We start from the raw sequence: 26,230 nt of genomic DNA, 5'->3' as shown, positions 1-26,230 counted from the left end.
CATTCGCGCGCTATGCAAAAGGTTCGTATTCCCGTAACGGTAGACCCCGTAAAATGTGCCAATAAAAAGGTGACTTACGAGGGCTTAGTACCAGCTAAAACGTTAACCCGGTTTCAGGAGTTACTCGTAGAGTCATGTCCTGATCCTGACGTTAAGGTTGAATTTGGTATTGATGAACAAGGCATAAGCTATTTTGCAGGTGACGCAAAAGTACAGATTCAGGTGCTTTGCGAACGCTGCAATACGCCTTTAACAGTTGATATTTGTGCGCAATTTGCGTATGCTCCTGTCACTAAGCGGCAGGTGGCCGATGATTTCCCGGAAAGCTATGAAGCTATCGAGGTGAATGAGTTTGGTGAGGTCAATCTGCATGGGCTTATTGAAGATGAATTAATTCTGGCAATGCCTTTAGTACCCAAGCACGATGCTAAATCTTGTCAGGTAGACCGTGATGCGATGACATGGGGTGAAATCGACGAGTCTGAGAAAGACGAATCTGATAACCCGTTTGCCGTATTACAAGAATTAAAGCGTAAATAATCAGGAGATAGCGTAAATGGCTGTTCAAAAAAGTAAGAAAAGTCGTTCAAGACGCGACATGCGTCGTTCACACGATGCGATAGACGGCCCAACACTGTCGGTTGACTCAACTACTGGTGAGACTCATCGTCGTCACCACGTAACAGCCGACGGTTATTATAAAGGTCGCAAGGTCGTTAACAAGTAAGACAGGCTATGCCTGAGCTTAATATAGCGATTGATGCAATGGGGGGCGATAATGGCCCCTCTATTGTTATTGAAGCTCTGGAACGAGCTGTTTCAACTTACCCCAATACTCACTTCACAGTTTTTGGTCACGAAGACCAAATTAACCCGCTCTTAAAGCAATACAAGCTTAATGAAAGCACTGCTGTCAGCTTTGTTCATGCTGAACAAACCATTCTCATGGATGACAAACCCGGTCAGTCGTTACGTAGCAAGCCGAATTCGTCTATGCGTCTTGCCCTACAAGCACTTGCCAATGAGCAATGCCATGCAATGGTTTGTGGTGGTAATACTGGCGCCTTAATGACTAATGCGTATTTTACGGTGAAAACCTTACCCGGGGTTTTAAGGCCTGCCCTCATGACGGCGATTCCTAATCAGGTTGGGGGAAAGTCGTTTTTATTGGATTTGGGTGCAAACGCCAGCTGCGATTCCGACACCTTATTTCAGTTTGGTGTAATGGGAGCGGTTGCCGCGGAGCATTTACTGGGTATAGAAAGACCGAAAATCAGCCTGTTAAACATGGGCGAGGAAGATATTAAAGGCAGCGATGTTGTCCGCAATGCCGCCGCTAGGTTGAGTCAGTGCGAAGGGTTGAACTATAACGGCTTTATTGAAGGCAACCACTTATTCAGCGGTCGTTCAGACGTTATCGTTTGCGATGGCTTTGTCGGTAACATTGCGTTGAAAAGCTGCGAAGGCTTAGCAACCTTTATTATAGAGCAAATGAGAGAGACGCTGAATTCTCATTGGCTCTATCGTTTTTTCTTCAAGTTTCTGCAACGACGTACCCACAAGTCCTGGGACAGGCTGAAGCCCGACCACTACAACGGAGCAAGTTTGATAGGATTGCGCCATGTGGTTATTAAAAGCCACGGAAGTGCCAATGCGGAAGCATTCTACAGTGCAATTCAACAAGCTGTAGCGGAGGCGCACGAGCAGCTTCCTGACCGAATTAAGAACAGGGTCGAAGCGGTCTTATCTGAACAGCCTTAAAACGCAGAGTTGTTATGACATACTCAAGAATCGTTGGTACCGGTCACTATTTACCGGAGCAACGTCTTACAAACAATGACCTTGCCAGCCGTGTTGATACCTCAGACGAATGGATTACGGAACGCACAGGTATCAAGGAACGCCGTATTGCGTCTTCTACTGAGTCGGCGGCAACGCTGGGCGCCGAAGCAGCCAAACAAGCATTACTAAGTAGCCAATTAAACGCTCATGACATCGACGTTATTGTGGTTGCGACAACCTCTGCGGAGCATGCGTTTCCAAGCGCCGCTTGTGAAATCCAGCGTATGCTAAATGTGACCAATATTCCTGCTTTTGACGTTGGCGCGGCGTGTTCCGGCTTTATTTTTGCGCTGTCAGTGGCCGACAACTTTATAAAAACCGGTCAATATAAGCGTGCGCTGGTGATAGGCACCGATGTACTTGCCAGACTTTGTGATCCGAACGACAGAAATACATTGGTATTGTTCGGTGACGGTGCTGGAGCGGTTATATTAGAAGAGAGTCATGAGCCTGGTGTTATTTCTACTCATTTATACAGCGCAGGTGAGTACAGCCATTTACTGGGCGCCAAGCAGGCAAGCCGAATAAAAGAATTCGAAAACGATGCCTGGATGTACATGAAAGGCAACGAAGTGTTCAAAGTTGCGGTGGCTAAATTAAGCAGTCTGGTGACGGACACGTTAGCGGCAAATGATATGTCGCCTGAAGACTTAGATTGGTTAGTACCGCATCAGGCGAATCTACGCATTATTAAAGCAACCGCAAAAAAATTAAAGATGTCGATGGAACAAGTGGTGATTACTTTAGACAAAACCGGTAATACCTCTGCCGCATCGGTACCAATTGCGTTAGACTGGGCGGTTAAAGATGGTCGAGTGAAACGTGGACATAATTTGTTATTAGAAGCCTTTGGTGGCGGATTCGCCTGGGGCTCAGCATTAATTCGATATTAAGAGGGTAGTTATGACAACGGCGTTATTTTTCCCGGGACAAGGCTCTCAGAGCGTTGGTATGCTTGGCGAGTTAGCCGATGAGTTCGCAATAATAAAGGAGACTTTCGCACAAGCAAGCGACGCGCTTGGCTATGATTTGTGGGAACTTGTGCAGCAAGATCCCAACAATCAGCTTAATGATACGCAATTTACTCAGCCCGCATTATTAACCGCTAGCGTAGCCTTGTATCGCGTAGCTAAAGATAAAGGCTTAGGTGATAATGTCGTTATGGCAGGTCATAGTCTTGGGGAATATTCAGCTTTGGTTTGTGCCGACGCCATTGACTTTAAAGATGCGGTTAAACTCGTCGAAGCTCGCGGCAAGTTTATGCAGGAATCTGTTGCTGAAGGCGAAGGTGCTATGGCAGCGGTTATCGGTTTAGACGACGATGTTATTAAGCAAATCTGTGAAGAGCAGACCCAAGGCGAGGTTGTTACTCCGGTGAACTACAATTCGCCTGGTCAGGTGGTTATAGCGGGTCATGCCTCAGCGGTTTCCCGTGCAGGAGAAGCACTAAAAGAAGCCGGTGCTAAGCGGGTATTGCCACTTCCTGTCAGTGTGCCGTCTCATTGTGCATTAATGAAGCCGGCGGCGGATAAGTTAAAAGCGGAACTTGAGAAAATAACCATCAAGTCGCCTATTGTGGATGTGATCAACAATGTTGATGTGAATATCGAAACAGACGCAGCTGCTATAAAAGATGCATTAGTCCGACAACTTTATTGTCCGGTGCGCTGGACTGAGTCTGTTGAAAAAGCCGCAGAAATGGGCGTGGAAAGCGCGTTTGAAGTGGGTCCGGGGAAAGTATTAACGGGCTTAAATAAGCGTATAACAAAATCATTTAGTTGTTCAGCACTGAACACCGCTGATGCATTGAATTCAATTTAGAAGGTGAGTAATTCATGAGCTTTGAGAATAAAGTTGCTTTAGTAACAGGTGCAAGTCGAGGAATTGGTAAAGCGATTGCGCAGCAGCTCGTTAAAGAGGGCGCTAAAGTAATCGGTACTGCGACTTCTGATAAAGGCGCTTTAGCGATTTCTGATTATTTGGGCGACAACGGTAAGGGTATGGCGTTGGATGTAACCGATGCAGATAGTGTGCAGGAAACGGTCAAGTCCCTTGAAAAAGAGTTTGGCAGCATCGATATCCTGGTTAATAACGCCGGTATCACCCGTGATAATTTAATGATGCGTATGAAAGATGACGAGTGGAACTCTGTTATCGATACCAACTTAACGGCTATTTTCCGTGTTTGTAAGGCGGTGGTTCGCGGCATGATGAAACGTCGTCATGGTCGCATTATTAATATCAGTTCGGTTGTTGGCACGACAGGCAACCCCGGTCAAGTCAACTACTGTGCAGCAAAAGCTGGGCTCGTCGGCTTCAGTAAGTCGCTGGCCAAAGAGGTGGCTGCACGCGGAATAACCGTGAACTGTGTGTCGCCAGGGTTTATTGATACCGACATGACAAAGGCCTTAACGGAGGAGCAAAAAGAAAGTATTTTTGCTAATATTCCTGCTGCAAGACTGGGTAAACCCGATGAAATTGCGTCTGCAGTGACATTTTTGGCGTCCGATGGCGCAGCTTATATTACGGGTGAAACCATTCACGTTAATGGCGGAATGGCGATGGTTTAAGTGGTCAGCGGTACGACCTCTTAATTTTATCCGAATTTTTACTTTATTAATGAGGCTGGTTTCACTAAACTACGGCCAACTTTCACTCTCGCGACGACTATTTGAGGGATTTTATAAATGAGTACTATCGAAGAACGCGTAAAGAAAATCATTGTTGAACAACTGGGTGTTAAAGAAGAAGAAGTTAAGCCTGAAGCGTCATTTGAAAATGACCTGGGTGCTGACTCTTTGGACACAGTTGAGTTGGTAATGGCTTTGGAAGAAGAATTTGAAACTGAAATTCCTGATGAAGAAGCTGAAAAAATCAAAACTGTTCAAGCAGCAATTGATTACGTAAATAATCACTCTGACGATTAATTTTTCAGAGAATTATTGAGACAATAGGCGGAACTTTGGTTCCGCCTATTTTCGTTATGACATTGATAAAACAGTTTTTTAATACTCAAGCCACTGATATTGGTGCTCTTGACCGAGGGCTTCAGTTTGGTGATGGTCATTTCACCACACTTCGTATTCTTAATGCTGCTCCCGAACATTTAGAGGCCCACCTTGCCCGATTAGCTCATGCGAATAAGACTCTTCGCATTTACCATTCGACCTTTACGACCTTAAGAAATCGACTGACAGAACTGGCGAAAGACGTTGAACAAGGAGTGTGTAAGGTTATTGTTACTCGTGGCAATAGTGCTCAAGGCTATGGGTATGATCATCGCATAGAAGCGAACGAATACATTCAGATCAGTACGTTACCGGAACCTCAGAACCCACTTGACGTAGGGCTTGCTAACGTGACTTTAGCCGAGCAAACCGTTCTGGCAGGGCTTAAAACACTTAATCGTTTAGAACAGGTGTTGCTGAGTGCTGAGAAATCAGAAAAGGGCCTTGATGATTTAGTCGTCTGTACCAATGACGGACGTGTTATAGAGGCTGTGCAGGGAAACCTTTTTTGGAAGAAGCGTGGGCGCTGGCAGACACCCTCACTAACGTCGGCTGGTATAGACGGAGTCATGCGACAACACATCATTAACAGTAACGCTCTTGGCAACCTCGATATAAAAGAGGGAAGAGTGGCCGATCTTGAACAGGCTGAGCAAATTTTCGTTTGTAACAGTGTCCGTGGTGCTGTCCCTGTTCGCTCATTTAATGGTAAAGTATTTGAAGATCTTCCGTTACCTGAGAAAGTAAAACGCCTGGCTTTATGACTTTGCTAAAACGTTTGTTTGTTATTGCTTTTTTCTTTGTTGTCATTGGTGCAGGCGCGCTTAGCTATGGTTATTACTATTTGTCTCAGCCCTTTACCAGTAGTTCAGTAAATGAGCCGTTAATACTGGAGTTTCCCAAAGGCAAACATGCTCGGTATGTCATTACACAAGTCAGTGAGCATTACGCTTTGGGTGAGTCCATATTGGATAATAAACAGCTGCGTTATGGTTTTAGTCGGCTATTGGGCGGTGTTAGCCATTTGCGGGCGGGGGTTTATGAGGTTAAGCCGGAACATAATTGGTTTGACGTCTGGTCCATGGTTTCAAACGGTGACGAGCTTCAATTTTCAGTCACTCTTGTAGAAGGTCATACATTGCAACAATGGTTGTTCACGCTCAATTCGGCGCCTTACTTGAGTGGCGACGCAAAATCTGCAGCGAATGCCTTACAAGAAAGTCTTGGACCAACCGTTGATTCTTTAGAAGGTCTATTATTGCCGGAAACCTATACTTACCGAGCCTACTCGACGGTTTCCGGTATTTTAAAAAATGCTTATGAGTCAATGCAAAAAACGTTAGCCGACGTTTGGAGCAATCGCTCTGAAGCTTGTCCGGTAGAATCTCCTTATGAGCTGCTGATTTTAGCGTCAATAATAGAAAAAGAGACAGGTATCTCGGGTGAAAGAAGTTTGGTTGCCAGCGTTTTTGCTAATCGTTTGGCTATTGGTATGCGGCTGCAGTCCGATCCAACTACAATTTATGGCATTGAGGATTTTGACGGCAACTTGACCCGTGCACATTTGCGTGAGAAAACGGTCTATAACACCTATCGAATTAATGGCTTACCTCCGACCCCCATTGCTATGCCAGGCAAGGCGTCACTCGAGGCAGCCGCTAACCCAGATGACTCGCCGTTTTATTACTTTGTCGCTGATGACACTGGTGGTCACGTATTTTCAGAAACGCTGGAAGAGCATAATAAAGCGGTGCGCCGCTACCAACTAAATAAAGAGTGAATATGAAAGGGAAGTTTGTTGTTATTGAAGGCCTGGAAGGGGCAGGTAAAAGCTCTGCTATTGCGAATGTCATTACTCATTTGCAAGCGAAAGGTATTCAGACAGAAGCGGTTCGAGAGCCAGGTGGAACTCCTCTAGCCGAGTCTTTGCGGGACTTGGTTAAGAAAAAATGGGATGAAACCGTAGTGCCGACAACTGAGTTGCTGCTAATGTACGCCAGTCGAGTTCAGTTGGTGGAGAATATTATTAAGCCTCACTTGATGGATGGAACATGGGTTATTGGCGACAGGCACGATTTATCCTCCCGGGCCTATCAAGGGGGCGGTCGCCAGCTTGGAGATGATTTATTGCAAAAGCTTAGAGCGATAACATTGGGAAACTTCTACCCGGACTTGACCATTTTATTGGACGTTGACGAGGAAGCTGGTTTAAAGCGTGCGCGTGAGCGAGGGCAGCTGGATAGAATTGAAGAAGAAGATTTGGCGTTTTTTAAACGAACTCGACAAGCCTACTTAAACATTGCAGCGAAAGACCCTTCTGTTTTTGTAATTGATGCAAACCAACCGATGTTAAAAGTTCACGAAGCTATTCTACGAACTCTAGAGGAGAACTTGTTTTAATGGCGGCTCCCTGGCTACGAGATGCATGGTTACGGTTAGTCAATGCTTATGAAAGCAATAGACTGGCTCATGCTTACTATTTAAAGCACAACCTGGCACACGGCAGTAACAGCTTCATTGAGCAGTTCACCAAGTATTTGCTGTGCCAGTCGAAAGGGAAAAGTGCTTGTAACCAATGTAAATCGTGCTTGCTGTATGCTGCGGGAAACCATCCGGATACATGGACACTTGATGGTGACGAAACCAGTCGGATAGGTGTTGATGAAATTCGGGGCCTGCAAAAAAACATTGTCAATAAAGCAAATCAGGGGGGCTTTAAAGTTGCGGTAATTTTGCAAGCTGAGAAAATGACTGAGCAGGCATCTAACGCGTTGCTAAAAGTGCTGGAAGAGCCACCAGAAGACACCTGCTGGTTGGTATCAACAAAACAACCTGAACAACTATTGCCAACCCTGCGAAGCCGTATGCAATGGTTAAACATCCCTTACCCCGAGGCGGCACAAACGGAAGAGCAAAACGCACAGGCAGCCGAATTATTTGATGCGTTGCATAAACTAGCGCCGTTACCCGAGCTAAAGGACAAAGCAATGGCTGCTGACTGGTTGATGCTCTCTGAGCGCTTGGTTTCTGATATGTTAGCTGAGTTAAATCGCCTCCCGGAAGAGCGTTTTTACTTTCCTGGCTTACTCGATAACGACAAGAGATTGGTAGAGTGCTCATGGCTGGATGCGCGCCATTTAAGCGAATGGGTATCAGAATGCCGACAGTTACGTCAGATATATCAGGGCTCACCAGGCATTAATTTACCGTTATTATTAACCCTTGCCTGGAGCCGCTGGTCAAACTTTCTTTTAGGTGAGGAATAAGGCTCCAGATTTTATAAAAGGGGTCTTATGTCTAAATCGGTTCGCATTGATATTGATTCAGTTCGTGAATTAGCGGCACGAACGGTGCCTTTCTTTAAATATACCTCAATTTTAGTGACAGAGCTTGATGATGGCGATTACGTATTAGGCAAGAGCGTTGATGTTGAGCTGTTTTTACCTGACATAGCGGCATCGCCGTTTCATTTCAGTGCCCAGGTATCCTGGCTGTTTGATGACAAATCTTTTCCTTATGTTATAAGCCTATTACCGCAAGACATCGCCACCGGGCATCGACTGAGTTACCTGACTAACCAGTACAAAGCCGAATATGGTAAACTCTTTGATTCGTTAATAAATTCTTGCGCAACTTAATTGCAACGGAGCATTGGATGTTTGTTGATTCGCATTGCCATTTAGATCGTATTGACCCGAACAAAGTGGGGACGGACTTGGCCGGCTTAGTAGAGAACGCCCGCAAAAATAACGTTGAGCACATGTTGTGTGTTTGTGTAACGCTGGATGAGTATCCTAAGATGCGTGACACGGTATCAGCGTATGACAATGTTTCGTTATCCTGTGGCGTGCATCCGCTTTATGTTAATGAAGAGAGTCATAACGCCGATGAAATGACGGCAACGTTAACTGAACTTGCCAGTGAGCCGAAAGTGGTGGCGATTGGCGAAACTGGTCTCGACTATTTCTATGATCCGGACTCAAAAGTAAAGCAGCAGAACAACTTTGAGCAACATATTGCCGTAGCAGGGGAGTTGAATAAACCCCTTATTATTCATACTCGTGACGCACGCGAAGATACTCTGGCAATGTTAAAGCAGGGTCATGCCGACAAGCCCGGTGGCGTCCTGCACTGTTTTACTGAATCTTATGAGATGGCAAAAGAAGCCATCGACGCGTTGGACTTTTATATTTCTATTTCCGGCATTGCGTCTTTTCGAAGTGCATCGGAGCTACGCGATACCGTCAAAGCGTTACCACTTGATAAGCTGCTCATTGAAACCGACAGCCCATGGTTAGCACCGGTACCTCATCGTGGAAAAGTGAACCAGCCTGCTTATGTAACTGAGGTTGCTAAATGCGTTGCTGACGTTAAAGGTATGACGCTTGAAGAGGTCGCCAGAGTCACGACTGAGAACTTTTATAAGCTGTTCAAAGCCTCTTAATGAGCTGTGTGTAACTTGTGAGTAAAAGAGGTTTAGTACTTCAAAAACATTAAGTTAAAAGAAACTGTAAAAAAATTAGACATCCATCAATTATTGTCTACACTAGAAATTGTTGGATGAATTTTAAGCAGGATAAATGAGACTGTTTTATCATGAGTTAGCGCACGGCTCATCCCATGAGCCATTCCCCTATACCCGGAACAATCTGGATTGGTTCCGGGTTTTTTTTATCCAAAATAAACGTAAAAAGCGATCAATCAACCGACCGATTCCGTAGCTGTTTGAGTAAGCCTTTGAATTAAGGAGTGATAATGTCTACGACTGTTGAACAAAACAAACGTCCAGATTACGACAGGGTTATCGTCGATATTGCCGACTATGTCATGAACTATAAAGTCACCAGCGAAGAAGCCTGGAGCACAGCCCGGTATTGTTTGATGGATACGTTGGGGTGTGGAATGTTGGCATTAGGCTATCCCGAATGTGCGAAGCATTTAGGCCCTATGGTTCAGGGAACGTCAGTGCCTAATGGAGCCCGGGTTCCCGGAACTCAGTTCACATTAGATCCGGTTAAAGCTGCCTGGGACATTGGTTGTATAGTTCGCTGGTTAGACTTTAACGACACATGGCTGGCGGCGGAGTGGGGTCATCCGTCGGACAATTTGGGTGGTATATTAGCGACAGCTGACTTTATTTCTCAGCAACGCCGAAGTCGGGGACTTGAGCCTCTGACAATAAAGAACGTTCTGGAAGGAATGATTAAAGCGCATGAGATTCAGGGAAACCTGGCGATTGAGAACAGCTTTAATCGGGTTGGGCTCGACCATGTTGTACTGGTAAAAGTCGCTTCAACTGCGGTGGTCAGTTGGTTAATGGGCGCAAGCAAAGAGCAAATTATGGCCGCGCTGTCTCAGGCTTGGGTAGACGGTCAGTCGCTGAGAACCTATCGTCACGCCCCAAATGCAGGGTCGCGTAAGTCGTGGGCTGCGGGCGACGCAACGTCACGAGCCGTTCGACTGGCAGACATTACCCAACGAGGAGAAATGGGTATTCCCGGCGCTTTAACAGCACCGCAGTGGGGCTTTTACGATGTGCTGTTCAGTAAAACGAATAGAGATCAGAAACTTAAGGATAAAAAAGACAGAGAGTTTAAGTTTCAGCGTGACTACGGCAGCTATGTTATGGAAAACATTTTATTCAAGTTGTCTTTCCCAGCTGAGTTTCATGCCCAAACAGCCTGTGAAGCTGCCGTAAAACTTCACTCTGATGTGAAAGGTCGAATTGACGACATAGAAAAGATCGTGATTACCACGCATGAGTCAGCGATTCGTATTATTTCTAAAGAAGGTAAGCTTGCTAATCCCGCGGATCGGGATCATTGCTTGCAGTATATGACTGCTGTTCCTCTCATTTGGGGCGAGTTGAATGCGGATCATTATGAAGACAACTTTCATAGTGCACACCCAGAAATTGACGAGCTTAGGGAGAAAATGTTTGTTGAAGAGGACGAGCAGTACAGCAAAGATTATCTCAATCCGGACAAACGCTCTATTGCGAACGCGGTGCAGGTGTTTTTTAAAGACGGCAGTAAAACAGAAAAGGTGGCTGTCGAATATCCGATTGGTCATCGTAAACGCCGTGACGAGGGCATACCGGTTTTAAAAGAGAAGTTTAAAAGCAGCTTGAAAAAACGCTTTCCAGCCAGTCATGCGGATGAAATATTTTCACTCTGTACGACCGACGAAACGACGTTTGATCAATTAGCTGTGGATACTTTCATGGACAAATGGGTCATTTAGTTACTTAGGCGTTATCAAGAGCCGGGCGGTGCAATTAAGAAGCACCGCCCGGTTAGCTATTAGCCTTGCCAAATAATCAGGAGAATAAGGACTGGGCAAACAAACTTTACGTACCAGGGCCAAACTTTCCAGAATAGACTTTTATCAATATCCGGAGAGCCTTGTTTCAAGGCTTTCAATAGGTGGTTTTGACGTAAAACCCAGGTCAGCATAACAGCAAAAACAAGAGCCATTATTGGCTGCATATAAACTGTGCTAAAGGTGACAACGGCACCAAAAAGCGACTCGAAATTATAGATAATCGTAGTAGAAATCGCCGTAACCACCAGTGTTACTATCCATACGCCGGAACTTCTGTCGCAGCGGGCTTCTTCACGTAATGCATTAACCGGCGCTTCCAGCATTGAAATAGACGACGTAATAGCGGCAATAACCATGAGTAAGAAAAAGCCAAAGGATACAAATAAACCAGCAGTACCAAGGGTATCAAACATGGCTGGCAATACAGTGAATACGAGTGTGTCCGCTGAAAGTAAGGTACCGTCATCGGCGTATATTTGAACGCCATTGGACTGAGCCACGAACATAGCCGGTAGAATTAAAAGCCCCGCTAAAAACGCTACGCTGGTATCGATACCTGCCACCCAGGCAGCCGTTTTAGGAATATTTTCTTTGTTTGATAGATAAGCGCCGTAGGTCATCATGACACATACGCCCAATGACAACGAGAAAAAGGCCTGACCCATGGCGCGTATAATGAGTTGTGGGTCGCTAATTTGAGAGAAGTCTGGAACTAAATACATTTTGAGGCCATCGATAGCCCCGTCTTGGGTCAAAATGTACGCTGACATGCCAATAAGCAAAACAAACAACATCGGCATGAGCCGACGTGACCAGCGCTCAATGCCATTATTCACGCCTGAGCGCACAACATAGACGGTCAGCAGCATGAAAAATATCATGGTGGCCATGTTGCGAGCTTCCGAAAACTCGACAAACCAGGCTGCAGTCGAGGGCAACCCGACAAAGATAAGTAATGGCGATATCATGTATGAGATCAGCCAACCCGAAACAATCGCATAAAAGCTTAAAATTAAACTTAGCACGACAAGACCAACAACGCCGGCGATAGCACCGGTTCCCCGGAAAAAAGCTTTGTCAGACAGATTTCTTAGCGCTTCAATCGGGTTGTTCTGTCGAATACGACCGATGGTGACTTCTGCCACAAGCATAGGGTAAGCAAGAATCGCGATCATAACGAGGTAAACCAACAAGAACGCACCGCCACCATTACTGGCTGCCTGCGTTGGAAAGCCCCAAATATTGCCTACTCCAACAGCGGAGCCGGCAGCAGCGAGAATAAAGCCTAATCGCGAGGCAAAAGCCGGAGACGTATTTTTAGCCATGATATTGTTATTATTATTGATTAAAGTCAGTGCTCGATTATGGCGGAGTTAATTCGCCGCGTAAATTCTTCTGTAACAGTTTTTGAATCTCGCTATGAGAAATGTCTTGCGAAAGCAGATAATGCAACTTGGTCAATGCTGCTTCAATGGTCATATCAGAGCCGGATACTAAGCCGAGCTTAGCCAATGCATTACCCGTCGCATAACCATCCATGTCGACCCGGCCCTTAAAGCATTGGGTGCAGTTTAAAATGGTAATACCGTTATCAATACCGCGCTTTAATACAGAAAGTAGAGCATCGTTTTGCGGCGCATTGCCGACACCATAACTTTGTAAAATAAGCGCTTTTACTGGTTGTTTTAACTGATTGTCGATAATGTCTGGTGAAATACCGGGGTAAAGCATCACGACACCAATAGGCTGAGGAGTCATTTCTACAACATTAAGTTTTCGCGGGGGCTCTTGTGTTTCGGTTAACTGACCTGCATTAAGACGAATTTGTATACCCGCTTCCAGCAGTGAAGGGAAATTAGGGGACGAAAACGCATTAAAGCCGTTAGCATCAGACTTAGTCGACCGGTTGCCACGGAACAGTGTGTTGTTGAAGAACAAGCCAACTTCGGGAATAGGGTAGTTAGCCGCAACATATAGCGCATTCAGCAAGTTAGTTTGACCGTCTGAGCGCAGTGCGGCCAAAGGAATTTGAGAACCAGTAACGATGACCGGTTTCGCTAGGTTTTGTAGCATGAACGACAGTGCAGAGGCGGTATAAGCCATGGTGTCAGTACCATGCAAAATCACGAAACCGTCATATTCAGCGTAGTTGTTTTCAATATCGCGAGCTATGGTGACCCAATCTGCCGGGGTCATATTTGATGAGTCCATTAAAGGACAGTATTCGTGGATAACAAATTCCGGCATTTCTTCCCTGAAAAATTCCGGCATTTTTTGTACACAATCACTTAAGTGCCCCGCGACCGGAACGTATCCCTGTTCCGATTTTTTCATACCTATGGTTCCGCCAGTATAAGCGACATATATCTTTTTACGAGGCACTTGCGTCTCCTGTCGACATTCTTATGAACGAATGTCGATTATTCTAACGCGGTTGTGGACACAGTGCACAGTAAGAGTAAATGTTTTTCGGATCGTTGAAGTTTCTCAGCACGGCTGTTTCAGACTGTACGTCACTGAATAACTTCAATAGCCAGTCACTGCTGTTATCACGGCTTACTTTAGGTAACAGGTCGCTTGCAGCACTATTGCTGAATAACTCAGCCAAAAATTGCTCTTGCGGAGACAGCTTTTGCTTAACAATAGTCACATCGTAGTCTTCAATAGCGGCTAACTCAGCGGCCAGTTTAATGGCGTCGTCATAGTCACCTAACGTATCAACCAAACCACGCTTCATTGCTTGACGGCCCGTCCAGATACGTCCTTGTGCAATCTCGTGAACGTCGTCTTTACTCATATTACGAGCATTGGCGACCAGGCTTAAGAAGTTGTCGTAAGTGTTTTCAACGGACTTCTGAATCATTGTTTGCTGGTAGTCAGTCATTTCTTCCAGCGGGTTTATGGATTCAATTTCTGTGGTGCTGACAGAGTCGCTATGGATACCAATCGCAGCCAGGCTGTCCTCGAGGTTCATTAATAACCCAAATACACCGATAGAGCCGGTAATGGTCGTAGGGGAGGCAACGATCTTGTCTGCATCGGCAGCAATCCAGTAACCGCCTGACGCTGCGACGGAGCTCATTGATGCCACCACAGGTATACCGTCTTCTTTTGCCTGCAACAACTCCTGACGAATAATTTCAGAGGCAAACGCACTACCGCCCGGACTATCAATGCGAAGTACAATGGCTTTGGTATTTTCATCAGTGCGTGCATCGCGAATCAGCTTAGCGGTGCTGTCGCCACCAATCATGCCGGCTTTTTGTGAGCCATCCACTATTTGTCCGCGCGCCACAACAACGCTTACTTTTGGTTTATCTTTCGCTTTTGGTGCTGGCATCGGCGGTTTTTGTGCGGTTAGATAGTTATCAAAAGTAATGTGTTTGAAGGTTTCTTTTTCTTCATCTAAACCAGCCAGGTTAATGAGCTCGTTACGAACTTCAGTACGTGTTTTCAATGCATCGACTAAGTTATTATCTAACGCCATACGAGCCATATCACCATTAGCTTCGTTGAAGGCCGCCATATAGTCGTCAATTTTACCGCTGGTAAGACGCGGATTAATATTGCGCGTTGCGGTAACACTGCCACGAAACTCTTCCCATAGCTCGTTATACAGCGTTTCATTAGCTTCACGAGCTTCGTCTGACATGTCATTGCGAATGAACGGTTCTACGGCCGCTTTAAATTTACCGACTTTAAACACGTGAGGCTTCACTTTTAGCTTTTCGAGCAATTCTTTAAAGTAGACCTGAGTGTAGTCGAGTCCTTCAAAAACAACGCCACCCATTGGGTTTAGGTACAGTTGGTCGGCGTGTGCAGCAATATAGTATTGGTGTTGCCCGTAGTAATCGGCATTACTGATAATTGGCTTGCCTGAGGTTCTGAACTCTTCCAGCGCTTCTGTAACGGCATTGAGTTTATTAATGCCGCTGGGGTAAAGATCCTGCAGATCCAAATAAAGCGCGCCTATACGATCATCGTTTTGAGCCATCTCAATACTTTTAACGATATCAGCAACCAGAACCTCTGGCACTTCGTCGCCGCCGCCGAACGCTTCCGAGAAGAATTTATCAACAGGGTCGACCCAAGTTTCTTCCTCAACAAGAATGCCGTGCGGGTTAAGCACCATAATACCATTCTCAGGCACTTCAATAGGGTCATCCCCACTTATCATGCTGGCTAGGAAAATAGCCAAAACAATAAAGAAGACCAAATTAATAATAACCTTTCGGGTACCGTTGATTATTCGCCAAATATATTTAAAGATTGAGCTCACTGAACGCATAGCTATCACTCATTGTTATTTAAGAAATGTCTTAAGCATATCGAAAGTGACCTATGCAAGCTAGCCAGAGAATGTAACGAACCGTTACATAATGAGAAAGGTTGATATATGGATGCAGTAGAATTATTAACAACGCGTTCTTCAATGCCACGTCTGATAGAGCCTGGGCCGAATGTCGAACAATTAGAGCTAATAAAAAAGGCTGCGGTGAGAGCGCCCGATCACATGTCCTTAGCACCATACGAGTTTATACAATTTCAGGGAAAGGATCGTGGAATCTTGGCTGACATCTATCAGCAGGCGGCGCGTATCAATGATTTTTCTGACACGATTGTTGAGCAAGCGGGGCAGTTACCGTTCCGCGCTCCTTTGGTGATAGCGGCCTGCTTAAGGTATCAAGAGCATCCGAAAGTACCCCGTGAAGAGCAGCTTTGTACTGTTGCCTGTGCTGCTCATGGCATGCAGCAAGCGGCTTTTGTGCAGGGGCTTGGGGCAATCTGGCGTACCGGTTGGACTGCGGAAGACGACTACGTCAAAGAGCAACTGGGACTAGCTGAAGACGATGCTATTGTTGGTTTTTTGTACGTAGGCACACCTGCTGTACCTACGCCAATAAAACCTGAAAAGGACGCTGAACCGTATTTTGTGTCAGCAAAAGACAAAGTGCTGAGTTAAAACTCAGCACTTTTTGGTGCGCGTGGGAATGGAATAACGTCACGAATGTTTTGTACCCCGGTAACGTAAGCCACCAGACGTTCAAAACCTAATCCGAACCCGGCATGAGGAACCGTGCCATAACGACGTAAGTCTCGGTAGAACTCATATTCTTCCATTGGCAGGTTCATCTCTTCGATACGTTTATCAAGAATATCTAAACGCTCTTCACGAGCAGAACCGCCAATGATTTCTCCGATGCCAGGCGCCAGCACGTCCATTGCCGCTACCGTTTTTCCATCTTCGTTTTGACGCATGTAGAACGCTTTAATATCACGCGGGTAATTTTTCAGAATAATCGGTGCCCCAACGTGCTCTTCTGCCAGATACCGTTCGTGCTCAGATTGTAAATCAACGCCCCATTCAACCGGGTATTCAAACTTCTTGCCGCAGTTTTTCAAAATCTCAATAGCGTCGGTGTAATCCATGTGCACAAAGTTACTGTTCACAATGGCTTCTAAACGGCTAACGGCTTCTGAATTAATGCGTTTAGCGAAAAACTCCATGTCGTCTGGACGCTCCTGAAGAACTGCTTTGAACACATACTTCAGCATGTCTTCCGCTAAGTCAGCGACATCATCGAGTGATGCAAAGGCAAGCTCAGGTTCTACCATCCAAAACTCAGATAAGTGACGGCTGGTGTTCGAGTTTTCAGCGCGGAAGGTCGGGCCGAAAGTGTAAACCTTTGACAGTGAGCATGCATAAGACTCAACGTTTAACTGACCGGATACCGTCAAAAAGGCTTCTTTACCAAAAAAGTCCTGTGAAAAATCAACATCACCTTTGTCCGTTTTAGGCACATTGAGCAGGTCGAGTGTCGACACACGGAACATTTCTCCGGCACCTTCACAGTCAGAAGTGGTAATAATAGGGGTGCTAACCCATAAATAACCATTTTCGTGAAAGAAACGGTGAATCGCCTGAGATAATGTGTTACGAACACGCATAACCGCGCCGGTAATGTTGGTTCTCGGGCGTAAATGAGCGTACTCGCGTAAATATTCCATGCTATGGCGTTTGGGCGCCATAGGGTAAGTGTCAGGATCTTCAACCCAGCCGTACACATGCACTTTAGTGGCTTGCAGCTCAAATGACTGCCCCTGGCCCTGAGATGGAACCACGACGCCGGTAATAGCAACAGAACAACCGGTTGTCAGCTTTTGCACTTCATTACTGTAGTTTGGAAGTTCAGCAGGTACAACGGCTTGAACTGCTTCAAAGCAAGAGCCGTCATGTACATTAATAAAAGAAATACCCGCTTTGGAGTCACGGCGAGTACGTACCCAACCGCGAACCGTTACCGTTTCGTCGACCGGGATTTTGCCTTCCAGAATATCCACTACAGAAGCATACGACATGGGTTTCTATTCTCCGAAATTTACACTATTTTGCGAATCAAAGGTTGCTATGTTACCTCGGATTGGCGCAGACTCAAGTATAACCCCGTCAACAGAGAGAAAAATTATGAAAAGGGGCTCTATAGACGACTTAAAAAAAGTACCCTTTTGGTCAAGGGTACTTGGCTTATTATGCATTTTTGGCTGGGTCATATTTGTCATTGCCACCATCGTTTTTAACTACGCCAAGCCAGAACGTAACACCATACTGACGCAAATCTTCGGTATTCCGGTCCGGGATTACTGGCATATAACACTGGGTGACCTGTTTGTGATCACGCTGTGTATTGGTTTGGTCATTAGTCTAATAAGCCTGGCACTCAACTTTGTGCTCTTCAGGCAACATAAACAGCATATTTGGGTGAATCTGGTAATACTCGTTTTAAGCTGCCTGGGCGGTTTGTCGCTTTACTTCTTCGGCTTTTGAACGCTTCTTGCGTATTCCGCCATAGCGGAGCACAAAGCTGACAATTCCTGTTTGCTAATAATGTAAGGCGGCATGATGTAAAGCAGTCTGCCGAACGGACGTATCCAAACACCGCGCTTAATGAATAAGCGCTGTGCTTCAGCAACGTCAATGGTTTGTTCCATTTCCAAAACGCCAATAGCGCCAAAGACTCTGGCATCACGTACTGAACTTAACTTATTTAACGGAAGCAGTTGTTCCTTCAACTGTGCTTCTATTGTTTTTACCTGTTGTTGCCAATTCCCTTCATTGATAATAGCGAGCGATTCTGAGGCGACGGCGCAAGCCAATGGATTTCCCATAAAGGTTGGTCCGTGCATTAGTGCTCCACCGGCCGGACCTTGTCCAATAGTATTCGCTACCTTTTCAGTGGTTACGGTTGCGGCCAGGGTCATATAGCCACCCGTTAGCGCTTTACCCAAACAGATAATGTCAGGGGTGATCCCCGCATGTTCGCAAGCGAACAACTTTCCGGTACGACCAAACCCGGTAGCAATTTCATCGGCAATGAGCAGTACATCGTATTTATCGCAAAGAGCACGAATGAGTTTCAGGTAATTAGGGTGATAAAACCGCATACCACCGGCGCCTTGCACAATTGGTTCGAGTATGACGGCTGCTACTTCTTTATGGAATTGTTCAAACCATAGTGTCAACTGCTGACCTGAGGCTTCATCCCATTCATCGGCGGGTGTTAATTCCGGAGCGTCAGCAAAAATCTGGGTGGCAATGGCTTTATTAAAGAAGCTGTGCATGCCATTTTCCGGATCACACACTGACATGGCTTTAAAAGTGTCGCCATGATAACCACCTTTTATGGTTAACAGCTTGGACTTTTCAGGGCGTGATTGAGCCAACCAGTACTGCAACGCCATTTTTATGGCGACTTCAACGCTAATAGAGCCAGAGTCAGCAATGAATACTTTTTCCAGCGGTTTTGGCAACATGTCGACGAGCTGTCGACCCAGTTTTATCGCTGGTTCGTGAGTAAGGCCGCCGAACATGACGTGGCTGACGGTATCAATCTGCTGGTGCGCAGCCTTATCCAGTCTCGGGTGACGATAACCGTGAATGACCGCCCACCAGGAAGACATTCCATCTATGAGTTGCTCCCCGTTTTTTAATGTGATGGTGGCGCCTTTCGCAGAGCTTACTTCATAGGAAGGCAAGGGGTTGCTCATGGACGTATAAGGGTGCCACAAATGTTGGCGATCAAATTCTTCGTTATTCAAACGACTTGATAAGGTCATAAAATACCCAGTTGTAAAGTTTGTATTCTTGTGTAAATTGACAGGGCAATGATAACGCATATTCTATGCGACATTAACTGTTCAAAACACGAGATTCTATTATGCCAGCCATCCGCAACGACTGGACCGTTGACGAGGTTCAACAACTTCTACAATTGCCGTTTAATGATCTAATGTTTAAAGCCCAGAGTGTTCACAGAGAACACTTTAGCCCGAATGAAGTACAGGTCAGTACGCTTCTGTCGATTAAAACCGGCGCGTGCCCAGAAGACTGCAAATACTGTCCGCAAAGTGCGCATTATCACACCGGGCTTGATCGAGAGCGCCTCATGGCCGTTGAGAAAGTATTGCAAGAGGCGCAAGCGGCCAAAGACAAGGGAGCGAGCCGTTTTTGTATGGGCGCCGCCTGGCGTAACCCGAAAGACCGTGACATGCCTTACATTATGGAAATGATCAAAGGTGTTAAAGAGCTGGGGCTAGAGAGCTGCATGACGCTGGGGATGCTGTCTGCTGAACAGGCGAAGTTGCTGCAACAAGCCGGTCTTGATTACTACAACCATAACCTCGACACCTCGCCTGAGTTCTATGGTGACATTATTACCACGCGCACCTATCAGGATCGCATTGATACGCTGGCTAATGTTCGCGATGCGGGTATGAAAGTGTGCGCCGGCGGTATCGTGGGTATGGGAGAAAGTGTGAAAGATCGCGCCTCATTATTGGTGCAGCTTGCTAACTTACCCAAGCACCCGGAAAGTGTGCCGATTAATATGTTGGTGAAAGTTGAAGGAACGCCATTTGCTAAACTCGAAGACTTAGATAACTTTGAGTTTGTGCGTACAGTGGCCGTGGCACGTATTCTCATGCCGCAATCGCATGTGCGCTTATCGGCTGGCCGTGAAGATATGAATGATGAGATGCAGGCGCTGTGCTTTTTGGCCGGGGCTAACTCGATATTTTATGGTGAAAAGCTACTGACAACTGCAAATCCGGAAGCCGACGCTGACCTTCGTTTATTTGAGCGTTTAGGTATAACACCGGAGCAAGCCGATGGTTATGATGACGAAGTGCATACCGCTGTCATTGAAGACGCCATTGCAGAGCAAGAGCAACCGGTTCGTTTCTACGACGCCTCCTAAGCGATAGAACAATGCGTGACTCCCTTAAGGAGAAGTTGAAGCAACGCAGAGCGTCGACACAAATGCGTCGACGTCGTTGTCGTGCCGCAAAAGAAGTCAGTGTCGTTGTCGACTTTTCTAAAAACGATTACCTCGGTTTAAGTCAGCATGAAGGGGTTGTTAAGCGCTTTACCGATGCAGCGAATCAATGGGGAGTTGGCAGTACAGGGTCGCCGTTATTAAGTGGTTATTGTCGAGAGCACCAGCGACTTGAATCTGAGCTGTGTGAGTGGCTGGAAAAGCCCGCTGCGCTTTTGTTCTCCTCCGGTTTTGCGGCAAACACAGGGGTGTTAAATACCCTGACAGATGAAAGCGGTAAAATATACGCAGATAAGCTTGTTCATGCGTCTCTAATTGACGGTATCAAGCAAAGTCGTCAGCGCTTTAAGCGCTATGCTCACAGTCAGCCGTTAACCATTGCTGGCATGCTGCAACCCGAAGACTGGATTGTCACCGAAGGGGTTTTCAGTATGGACGGGGACGACGGCGGTATTGCGCAATTAACCGAGCTGAAAAACCAACAGCCTGACGCCACATTCATGGTCGACGACGCGCACGGCATTGGTGTTTTAGGTCAAGAGGGGAAAGGCGCTCTGGCGAATAACTTGAACTTGATCGACGTCATGACGGGGACCTTTGGCAAAGCATTCGGCGTTGGTGGGGCGTTTGTCTGTGCTGATAACGACACCATTGAAGCGTTAATTCAGTTTTGTCGGGAATACATCTATTCAACAGCCATGCCTCCCCCACAAGCTGCCGCTGCCAGCGCCGCACTAACGGTTATTCGCAGTAATGAAGGGCGAGAGAAGCGAGAGCATTTAGCACAGCTAGCGCAACAGTTTCAGCTGGAAATGTCTCGTCGTGGCTTAGCGTGTATAGAGTCCTCAACGCCTATTCAAACCTGGCTTTTTGAAAGTGAAGAGACAGCTCGACGCATTGCTGGAGAGCTGACGAGCCTGGGGTATTTGTGCCGAGCGATTGTTTATCCCACTGTGCCTAAGCATTTACCAAGAATTCGCTTTAGCCTGAACAGTAATATGCAGTCAGCGCACATTAGTCAATTCTGGCATGTGGTTGATGAGCTACTGGAATCGAATAGGGCAGTATGAAACCGCTAAATTTTGATAAAGCTGTGGCGCAGCACTTTGATCGTGCCGCTATCAGTTATACTCAACACGATGAAATTCAAAGGAGAGCGGCGCACGATCTCTTGGCTTGCGCTAAGCCCGCTATTCCTCAACATACGGGAACACTGGTTGATATTGGTTGTGGTCCCGCAGCTGAGACCGCTACACTGCTAAGCCGCTGCCAGTATTATATGGGCATTGATATTTCCCCAGCCATGCTGGTACAAGCACGTCGTTTATACCCGGGCTTGAATTGGGCGCATGGACACTGGGCTGAGTTGCCATTAGCCAGTGCAAGTACCGATTGGGCATTTGCGAATTTATCATTGCAGTGGGTTGATGACTTGAGTTGTGCGTTTAACGAGGTCTACCGTATTCTTAAGCCCGGTGGTGTTGCGACGGTTAATACGCTGTTACCCGGTACCTTCTCGTCGTTGAAGGAAAGTTGGGCGAGAGTCGATCGCCGCCCCCATATTAACCAGTTTTCGCTATTAACCGATGTTGTCTCTGCGGTTAAGAAACACGCTTGGTCAAGTGCTGGTTTTCATGGCTACAGCTATACCCAATATTTTAATAACTTGAGAGAACTGCTAGGCAGTATTAAAGGTGTTGGTGCAAGCTTAGTAAAACGGGAAAGCTCGTCTGGTTTGATGACGAGATCAAAGCTTCAAAATCTGGAAAAGAGCTATGAAATCTTTCGACAAAGCCAGGGGTTACCACTGGAATGGCAGATTATTAACATCGTTTTAGTTAAGTAGGGTTGAATAATAGTTAATATGGACACTTATTTTATAACAGGTACCGATACTGACGCTGGTAAAACCGTGGCTGCCTGTGGCTTTGTGCAATACTTGGTAAGCAGTGGTCGCAACGTGGCTGTTATGAAGCCTGTTGCTTCTGGCTGCGAAATGCACGATGGGCAATTAAAAAATTCAGATGCTTTAGCCTTAATGAAGGTTGCGAATATTAAACAACCTTATGAACAGGTAAACCCTTACACGTTTGAGCCAGCCATAGCGCCTCATATTGCAGCCGCCGAAAAGGGCGTTGAAATCACCATCAATAGGCTTCAAAAGACCGTTGATGAGATTCGCCAAACTGGTGCTGATGTCTTGGTGATAGAAGGTGCCGGAGGCTGGCAGTTACCGTTATCGAACACCTTCTTTATGCCAGATTTGGTTAAGCAACTGTCCGCCAAAGTTATTCTCACGGTGGGTTTAAAGCTGGGCTGCTTAAATCATGCGTTACTTAGCGCTCTGTCAATTCGAGCATCGGGCTGTGAACTGGCAGGCTGGGTTGCCGTACAGACCGGCGAAACGCCAATGCCCAGACAAGAAGAAAACCTTAAAACATTAATCCGGGTTCTGAAATCAGAGCCAATTGCCACACTGCCTTATATGCCTGACTGGCAAAGCCAAAATTTTGCCGGTAAATTTTTACTGGTGCATTGAACTTAATGTGAGGCGCCTACATATCAGTTAGCGTAGACATTCTTAACGGAGACTAGGATGAAAAGGATCCTGCTATTTTTAGCCACTAACATTGCTGTTTTATTGGTCGTTAGTGTTGTTTTTAATATCGTTATTGCGGCAACGGGTATAGACGCTCGTGGCTCTGCAGGGTTGTTAATTTTCTGTGCGCTGTTTGGTTTTGGCGGTGCTTTTGTTTCACTATGGATTTCCCGTTGGATGGCTATTCGTTCAACTGGAGCACGGGTTATCGAGCGTCCACAGAATCAGTCTGAAGAATGGCTGTTAAGAACGGTTCAGCAGCAGGCGCAAAAAGCCGGCATACCGATGCCTCAGGTTGCTGTATATCAGTCACCGTCGCCCAATGCGTTTGCCACCGGACGCAGCAAAAACCATTCACTGGTTGCGGTCAGCACTGGCTTGTTACAAAGCATGAACGCAGATGAAGTCGAAGCGGTGTTGGCGCACGAAGTCAGTCACATTGCGAACGGCGACATGGTCACGCTGACGTTAATTCAGGGCGTGGTGAACACCTTTGTAATGTTCTTTGCGCGGATCATCGCCAGCGCCATCGCTCGCGGTGATAACCAACGTGGCGGACTCGCGTATTTCGGTTTAGTCATGTTGCTGGAAGTTGTTTTTGGCATTCTCGCCAGCGTGATAGTGATGTGGTTCTCCCGTCAGCGTGAGTTCCGAGCAGACGCTGGTTCCGCAGATATTGCGGGTAAACAGAAAATGATTGCAGCGTTGCGTCGCTTACAACAAGGCCGCGAATCAGAACTGGACGGTACCATGTTAGCTTTCGGCATTAAGGGAAAACGCTCAACGATTGGTAAACTCTTTATGAGTCATCCGCCTTTGGAAGAGCGTATTCATGCACTTGAGCAACGGCGTTAGTCGTTGCTTTTCAATGGCGGACACCGTACATTCGTACATCTTATACAGTGAAAAAGTCGGAAGTTAACTTTATGGCACAGTGGAGTGCGCGCAGCTGGCGCGATAAGCCAATTCAACAACAACCCAGCTACCAAAACGAACAACAGCTGCATGATGTCGAGAGGCAACTAAGCCAGTTCCCGCCGTTGGTGTTCGCGGAAGAAATCCGTGCGCTGAGAAATCAACTAAGCGATGTCTGTCAGGGAAACGGTTTTCTGCTCCAAGGCGGTGACTGCGCTGAGTCGTTTAGCGATTTTAATGCCCCAAAAATAAGAGATACTTTTAAAGTTATTCTGCAAATGGCCATTGTAATGACCTTTGCGGGTTCGTGTCCGGTGACCAAAGTAGCGCGAATGGCGGGGCAGTATGCTAAGCCACGCTCCAGTGACTTTGAGTCTGTTGACGGTGTTAACCTTCCAAGTTATCGCGGGGATATTATTAATGGCTCTGAGTTTACAGAGAGTTCTCGAGAGCCGGATCCTGAGCGTATGCTTAAGGCGTATCATCATTCGGCGGCGACGTTGAATTTGTTGCGGGCGTTTGCACAGGGTGGTTTGGCAAACTTACATAAGGTTCATAAGTGGAACTTAAGCTTCATTGCATCAAACCCGTTGAAAGAACGCTATCAGCAAATCGCGGAAGAAATTCAGTCAGCGCTGCGTTTTATGGAAGTATTGGGCATCAATGCAGATAATAATGCGACCATCCACGAAACTTCGCTGTTTACCTCTCATGAGGCCTTGTTGTTGCCATATGAGCAAGCGTTAACTCGTACAGATACACTAACCGGCTTACCTTACGACTGTTCTGCCCATATGGTTTGGATAGGGGAGCGTACGCGGCAGTTAGACCATGCGCATGTCGAATTTATGCGCGGCATCAATAACCCGATAGGCGTAAAAGTCGGACCGAAAATGCCTGAAGACGAGCTTATTCGTTTAATCGATGCCCTTAATCCCGATAACGAAGCTGGGCGCTTAACGCTTATTACGCGTATGGGAGCAGATAACCTGGCTGAAAATATGCCACGTCTGGTACGTCGAGTAAAAGAAGAAGGTCGCAACGTTATTTGGTCCAGCGATCCAATGCACGGCAACACTATAAAAGCGGACAATGGCTTGAAAACACGTTCTTTCGACGCCATTCATAAAGAGTTGAGACAGTTTTTCGCCATTCACCAGTCAGAAGGTACATATCCTGGCGGCATTCATTTAGAAATGACCGGGGAAGACGTTACAGAATGTACAGGTGGAGCTTATAAAATCAGCGAAGAAGATCTGTCGAGTCGTTACCGTACACAGTGCGATCCACGACTTAATGCCGATCAAGTGTTAGAATTGGCGTTTTTAGTGGCCGAGTCGCTTAAAGCAGCGCGCAATGGCGAAGGCTAATTTTCTATTTCATTGAACGTATAAGAGGACAACCGTTGTATGTCACAGCAGGTAGAGCAGTTATTTGAGAATTTGTGGCAAGATTACTTATCTCGCACGCCGTCGGCAGAAAAAGTTCACAAAATACTGGGTGAAGGGCATCCGATCATTAATGATCACGTTGCCTTCAGAACATTCGATATTGCTCCGGTTGGCTTAGAAGTTCTGGCTCAGCACTTTCTGGATTTAGGTTACAAAGAAGGCGGCGATTATCATTTCGAGGCTAAAAAGCTTCGTGCGAAACACTTTGAGCATGATGACCCTGAGCTGCCTAAAGTGTTCATCAGCGAATTAATGACAAGCGAGTTTTCTGACGATTTGCAAGCCAAAGTCAAAGACATGGTGGCGCAAGTATCGGAAGCCGATACGAAAAAGTCTGACTTTCTTTACTCAGGCACCCATTGGAAAGTTAGCCATGACGATTACCTGGCGCTGCTGGAAGAAAGTGAATACGCTGCATGGATGTCGGCGTTCGGTTACTGCGCTAACCACTTTACGGTGAGTGTTAATCAGTTGCCGGGCTACGAATCATTAGAGCAGGTAAATCAGAAGCTGAAAGACAATGGCTTTACACTCAATAGTTCAGGTGGCGAAATTAAAGGCTCGCCAGAGGTTTATCTAGAGCAGTCATCAACAATGGCTGACCGTCATGACGTTGAGTTCTCAGACAAAACGGTCAGTATTCCAAGCTGTTTTTATGAGTTCGCGAAGCGGTACGAGATTGAGCCGGGTAAACTTTACACTGGTTTTGTTGCGGCTTCTGCAGACAAAATCTTTGAAAGTACTAACGCAAAATAAGCG

At 46.3% G+C, this 26,230-nt stretch carries 28 protein-coding genes; 23 read left to right on the top strand and 5 right to left on the bottom strand.

Features of this window, described 5'->3' with window-relative positions; all coding sequences use genetic code 11:
• Positions 1 to 12: 12 nt before the first annotated feature.
• The 14 genes from yceD to EST55_RS03005 all read left to right on the top strand — a co-directional run bounded on the left by yceD (position 13) and on the right by EST55_RS03005 (position 11,093).
• Complete coding sequence (gene yceD / locus EST55_RS03070) at positions 13 to 540, top strand: 23S rRNA accumulation protein YceD (RefSeq protein WP_100692067.1); 528 nt, start codon at positions 13 to 15, stop codon at positions 538 to 540.
• 16 nt (positions 541 to 556) lie between these two features.
• Positions 557 to 727, top strand: a complete 171-nt coding sequence (rpmF, locus tag EST55_RS03065) for a 50S ribosomal protein L32 (RefSeq protein ID WP_011234590.1) — start codon at positions 557 to 559, stop codon at positions 725 to 727.
• An 8-nt stretch (positions 728 to 735) separates the two neighbouring features.
• The gene (plsX, locus tag EST55_RS03060; RefSeq protein WP_129496455.1) at positions 736 to 1,761 is read left to right on the top strand and encodes a phosphate acyltransferase PlsX; all 1,026 of its coding nucleotides are present in this window, start codon (positions 736 to 738) and stop codon (positions 1,759 to 1,761) included.
• Positions 1,762 to 1,775: 14 nt separating this feature from the next.
• A complete protein-coding gene (locus tag EST55_RS03055) occupies positions 1,776 to 2,735 on the top strand; it encodes a beta-ketoacyl-ACP synthase III (protein WP_088768127.1) in 960 nt (319 codons plus the stop codon).
• A gap of 10 nt (positions 2,736 to 2,745) precedes the next feature.
• Positions 2,746 to 3,663: an ACP S-malonyltransferase gene (fabD, locus tag EST55_RS03050; protein ID WP_129496454.1), complete on the top strand. Its 918-nt coding sequence runs from the start codon at positions 2,746 to 2,748 to the stop codon at positions 3,661 to 3,663.
• Between the two features lie 14 nt (positions 3,664 to 3,677).
• Positions 3,678 to 4,412, top strand: coding sequence for a 3-oxoacyl-ACP reductase FabG (gene fabG, locus EST55_RS03045; RefSeq protein ID WP_129496453.1), 735 nt, complete (start codon positions 3,678 to 3,680; stop codon positions 4,410 to 4,412).
• 117 nt (positions 4,413 to 4,529) lie between these two features.
• Positions 4,530 to 4,769, top strand: a complete 240-nt coding sequence (gene acpP / locus EST55_RS03040) for an acyl carrier protein (RefSeq protein ID WP_088768130.1) — start codon at positions 4,530 to 4,532, stop codon at positions 4,767 to 4,769.
• A gap of 56 nt (positions 4,770 to 4,825) precedes the next feature.
• Complete coding sequence (gene pabC / locus EST55_RS03035; RefSeq protein WP_129496452.1) at positions 4,826 to 5,614, top strand: aminodeoxychorismate lyase; 789 nt, start codon at positions 4,826 to 4,828, stop codon at positions 5,612 to 5,614.
• Complete coding sequence (mltG, locus tag EST55_RS03030) at positions 5,611 to 6,630, top strand: endolytic transglycosylase MltG (RefSeq protein ID WP_129496451.1); 1,020 nt, start codon at positions 5,611 to 5,613, stop codon at positions 6,628 to 6,630. Before pabC ends, mltG begins: the two co-directional genes overlap by 4 nt.
• A gap of 2 nt (positions 6,631 to 6,632) precedes the next feature.
• Entirely contained in the window at positions 6,633 to 7,250 is a 618-nt protein-coding gene (tmk, locus tag EST55_RS03025; protein ID WP_100692074.1) for a dTMP kinase, read from the top strand.
• A complete protein-coding gene (locus tag EST55_RS03020; protein WP_129496450.1) occupies positions 7,250 to 8,116 on the top strand; it encodes a DNA polymerase III subunit delta' in 867 nt (288 codons plus the stop codon). The genes tmk and EST55_RS03020 overlap by 1 nt, the downstream gene beginning before the upstream one ends.
• A gap of 27 nt (positions 8,117 to 8,143) precedes the next feature.
• The gene (locus EST55_RS03015) at positions 8,144 to 8,488 is read left to right on the top strand and encodes a hypothetical protein (protein ID WP_129496449.1); all 345 of its coding nucleotides are present in this window, start codon (positions 8,144 to 8,146) and stop codon (positions 8,486 to 8,488) included.
• A 17-nt stretch (positions 8,489 to 8,505) separates the two neighbouring features.
• Entirely contained in the window at positions 8,506 to 9,294 is a 789-nt protein-coding gene (locus EST55_RS03010; protein WP_129496448.1) for a TatD family hydrolase, read from the top strand.
• A 311-nt stretch (positions 9,295 to 9,605) separates the two neighbouring features.
• Positions 9,606 to 11,093 carry a bifunctional 2-methylcitrate dehydratase/aconitate hydratase gene (locus EST55_RS03005; protein WP_129496447.1) on the top strand — a complete coding sequence of 496 codons (1,488 nt, stop codon included), beginning with the start codon at positions 9,606 to 9,608 and terminating at the stop codon, positions 11,091 to 11,093.
• Between the two features lie 59 nt (positions 11,094 to 11,152).
• Here the strand turns inward: EST55_RS03005 and EST55_RS03000 are convergent, their stop codons facing one another.
• From EST55_RS03000 to sppA, 3 genes are read right to left on the bottom strand one after another with little or no spacing between them, the layout of a single operon-like run.
• Positions 11,153 to 12,499: a sodium-dependent transporter gene (locus tag EST55_RS03000; RefSeq protein WP_100692079.1), complete on the bottom strand. Its 1,347-nt coding sequence runs from the start codon at positions 12,497 to 12,499 to the stop codon at positions 11,153 to 11,155.
• Positions 12,500 to 12,536: 37 nt separating this feature from the next.
• Positions 12,537 to 13,556: an asparaginase gene (gene ansA, locus EST55_RS02995; RefSeq protein ID WP_129496446.1), complete on the bottom strand. Its 1,020-nt coding sequence runs from the start codon at positions 13,554 to 13,556 to the stop codon at positions 12,537 to 12,539.
• A 43-nt stretch (positions 13,557 to 13,599) separates the two neighbouring features.
• Positions 13,600 to 15,462, bottom strand: coding sequence for a signal peptide peptidase SppA (gene sppA, locus EST55_RS02990; RefSeq protein ID WP_240665226.1), 1,863 nt, complete (start codon positions 15,460 to 15,462; stop codon positions 13,600 to 13,602).
• 108 nt (positions 15,463 to 15,570) lie between these two features.
• Here sppA and EST55_RS02985 point away from each other — a divergent pair, with 108 nt between their 5' ends.
• Complete coding sequence (locus EST55_RS02985) at positions 15,571 to 16,137, top strand: nitroreductase family protein (RefSeq protein ID WP_129496445.1); 567 nt, start codon at positions 15,571 to 15,573, stop codon at positions 16,135 to 16,137.
• On the opposite strand, the gene asnS is transcribed toward EST55_RS02985, so the two are convergent.
• Complete coding sequence (gene asnS / locus EST55_RS02980; RefSeq protein WP_129496444.1) at positions 16,134 to 17,534, bottom strand: asparagine--tRNA ligase; 1,401 nt, start codon at positions 17,532 to 17,534, stop codon at positions 16,134 to 16,136. The genes EST55_RS02985 and asnS overlap by 4 nt on opposite strands.
• Positions 17,535 to 17,640: 106 nt before the next feature.
• Here asnS and EST55_RS02975 point away from each other — a divergent pair, with 106 nt between their 5' ends.
• The gene (locus EST55_RS02975; protein ID WP_100692334.1) at positions 17,641 to 18,000 is read left to right on the top strand and encodes a hypothetical protein; all 360 of its coding nucleotides are present in this window, start codon (positions 17,641 to 17,643) and stop codon (positions 17,998 to 18,000) included.
• Here EST55_RS02975 and bioA read toward each other — a convergent pair.
• Positions 17,982 to 19,289 carry an adenosylmethionine--8-amino-7-oxononanoate transaminase gene (bioA, locus tag EST55_RS02970; RefSeq protein WP_129496443.1) on the bottom strand — a complete coding sequence of 436 codons (1,308 nt, stop codon included), beginning with the start codon at positions 19,287 to 19,289 and terminating at the stop codon, positions 17,982 to 17,984. The two genes, EST55_RS02975 and bioA, sit on opposite strands and share 19 nt — an antisense overlap.
• 101 nt (positions 19,290 to 19,390) lie before the next feature.
• Between bioA and bioB the strand changes: the two genes are divergently transcribed.
• The 7 genes from bioB to EST55_RS02935 all read left to right on the top strand — a co-directional run bounded on the left by bioB (position 19,391) and on the right by EST55_RS02935 (position 26,227).
• The gene (bioB, locus tag EST55_RS02965) at positions 19,391 to 20,428 is read left to right on the top strand and encodes a biotin synthase BioB (protein ID WP_129496442.1); all 1,038 of its coding nucleotides are present in this window, start codon (positions 19,391 to 19,393) and stop codon (positions 20,426 to 20,428) included.
• 11 nt (positions 20,429 to 20,439) lie between these two features.
• Positions 20,440 to 21,576, top strand: a complete 1,137-nt coding sequence (locus EST55_RS02960) for an 8-amino-7-oxononanoate synthase (RefSeq protein WP_129496441.1) — start codon at positions 20,440 to 20,442, stop codon at positions 21,574 to 21,576.
• On the top strand, positions 21,573 to 22,352 hold the full coding sequence (locus EST55_RS02955) for a methyltransferase domain-containing protein (protein ID WP_129496440.1): 780 nt from the start codon (positions 21,573 to 21,575) through the stop codon (positions 22,350 to 22,352). Before EST55_RS02960 ends, EST55_RS02955 begins: the two co-directional genes overlap by 4 nt.
• An 18-nt stretch (positions 22,353 to 22,370) precedes the next feature.
• On the top strand, positions 22,371 to 23,045 hold the full coding sequence (gene bioD, locus EST55_RS02950; protein WP_129496439.1) for a dethiobiotin synthase: 675 nt from the start codon (positions 22,371 to 22,373) through the stop codon (positions 23,043 to 23,045).
• Positions 23,046 to 23,102: 57 nt separating this feature from the next.
• Positions 23,103 to 23,960, top strand: a complete 858-nt coding sequence (gene htpX / locus EST55_RS02945; RefSeq protein ID WP_088768147.1) for a protease HtpX — start codon at positions 23,103 to 23,105, stop codon at positions 23,958 to 23,960.
• Positions 23,961 to 24,031: 71 nt separating this feature from the next.
• The gene (locus EST55_RS02940; protein ID WP_100692089.1) at positions 24,032 to 25,390 is read left to right on the top strand and encodes a 3-deoxy-7-phosphoheptulonate synthase class II; all 1,359 of its coding nucleotides are present in this window, start codon (positions 24,032 to 24,034) and stop codon (positions 25,388 to 25,390) included.
• 39 nt (positions 25,391 to 25,429) lie between these two features.
• Positions 25,430 to 26,227, top strand: coding sequence for a DUF1338 domain-containing protein (locus tag EST55_RS02935; RefSeq protein ID WP_129496438.1), 798 nt, complete (start codon positions 25,430 to 25,432; stop codon positions 26,225 to 26,227).
• The last annotated feature ends 3 nt before the right edge of the window (positions 26,228 to 26,230 follow it).

Origin of the sequence: Idiomarina sp. 29L, from assembly GCF_004123135.1 — a bacterium.
Taxonomy (GTDB): Bacteria; Pseudomonadota; Gammaproteobacteria; order Enterobacterales; family Alteromonadaceae; genus Idiomarina.
The sequence above is the reverse complement of the archived record's forward strand: the minus strand, read 5'-3'. Positions and strand labels throughout refer to the sequence as shown.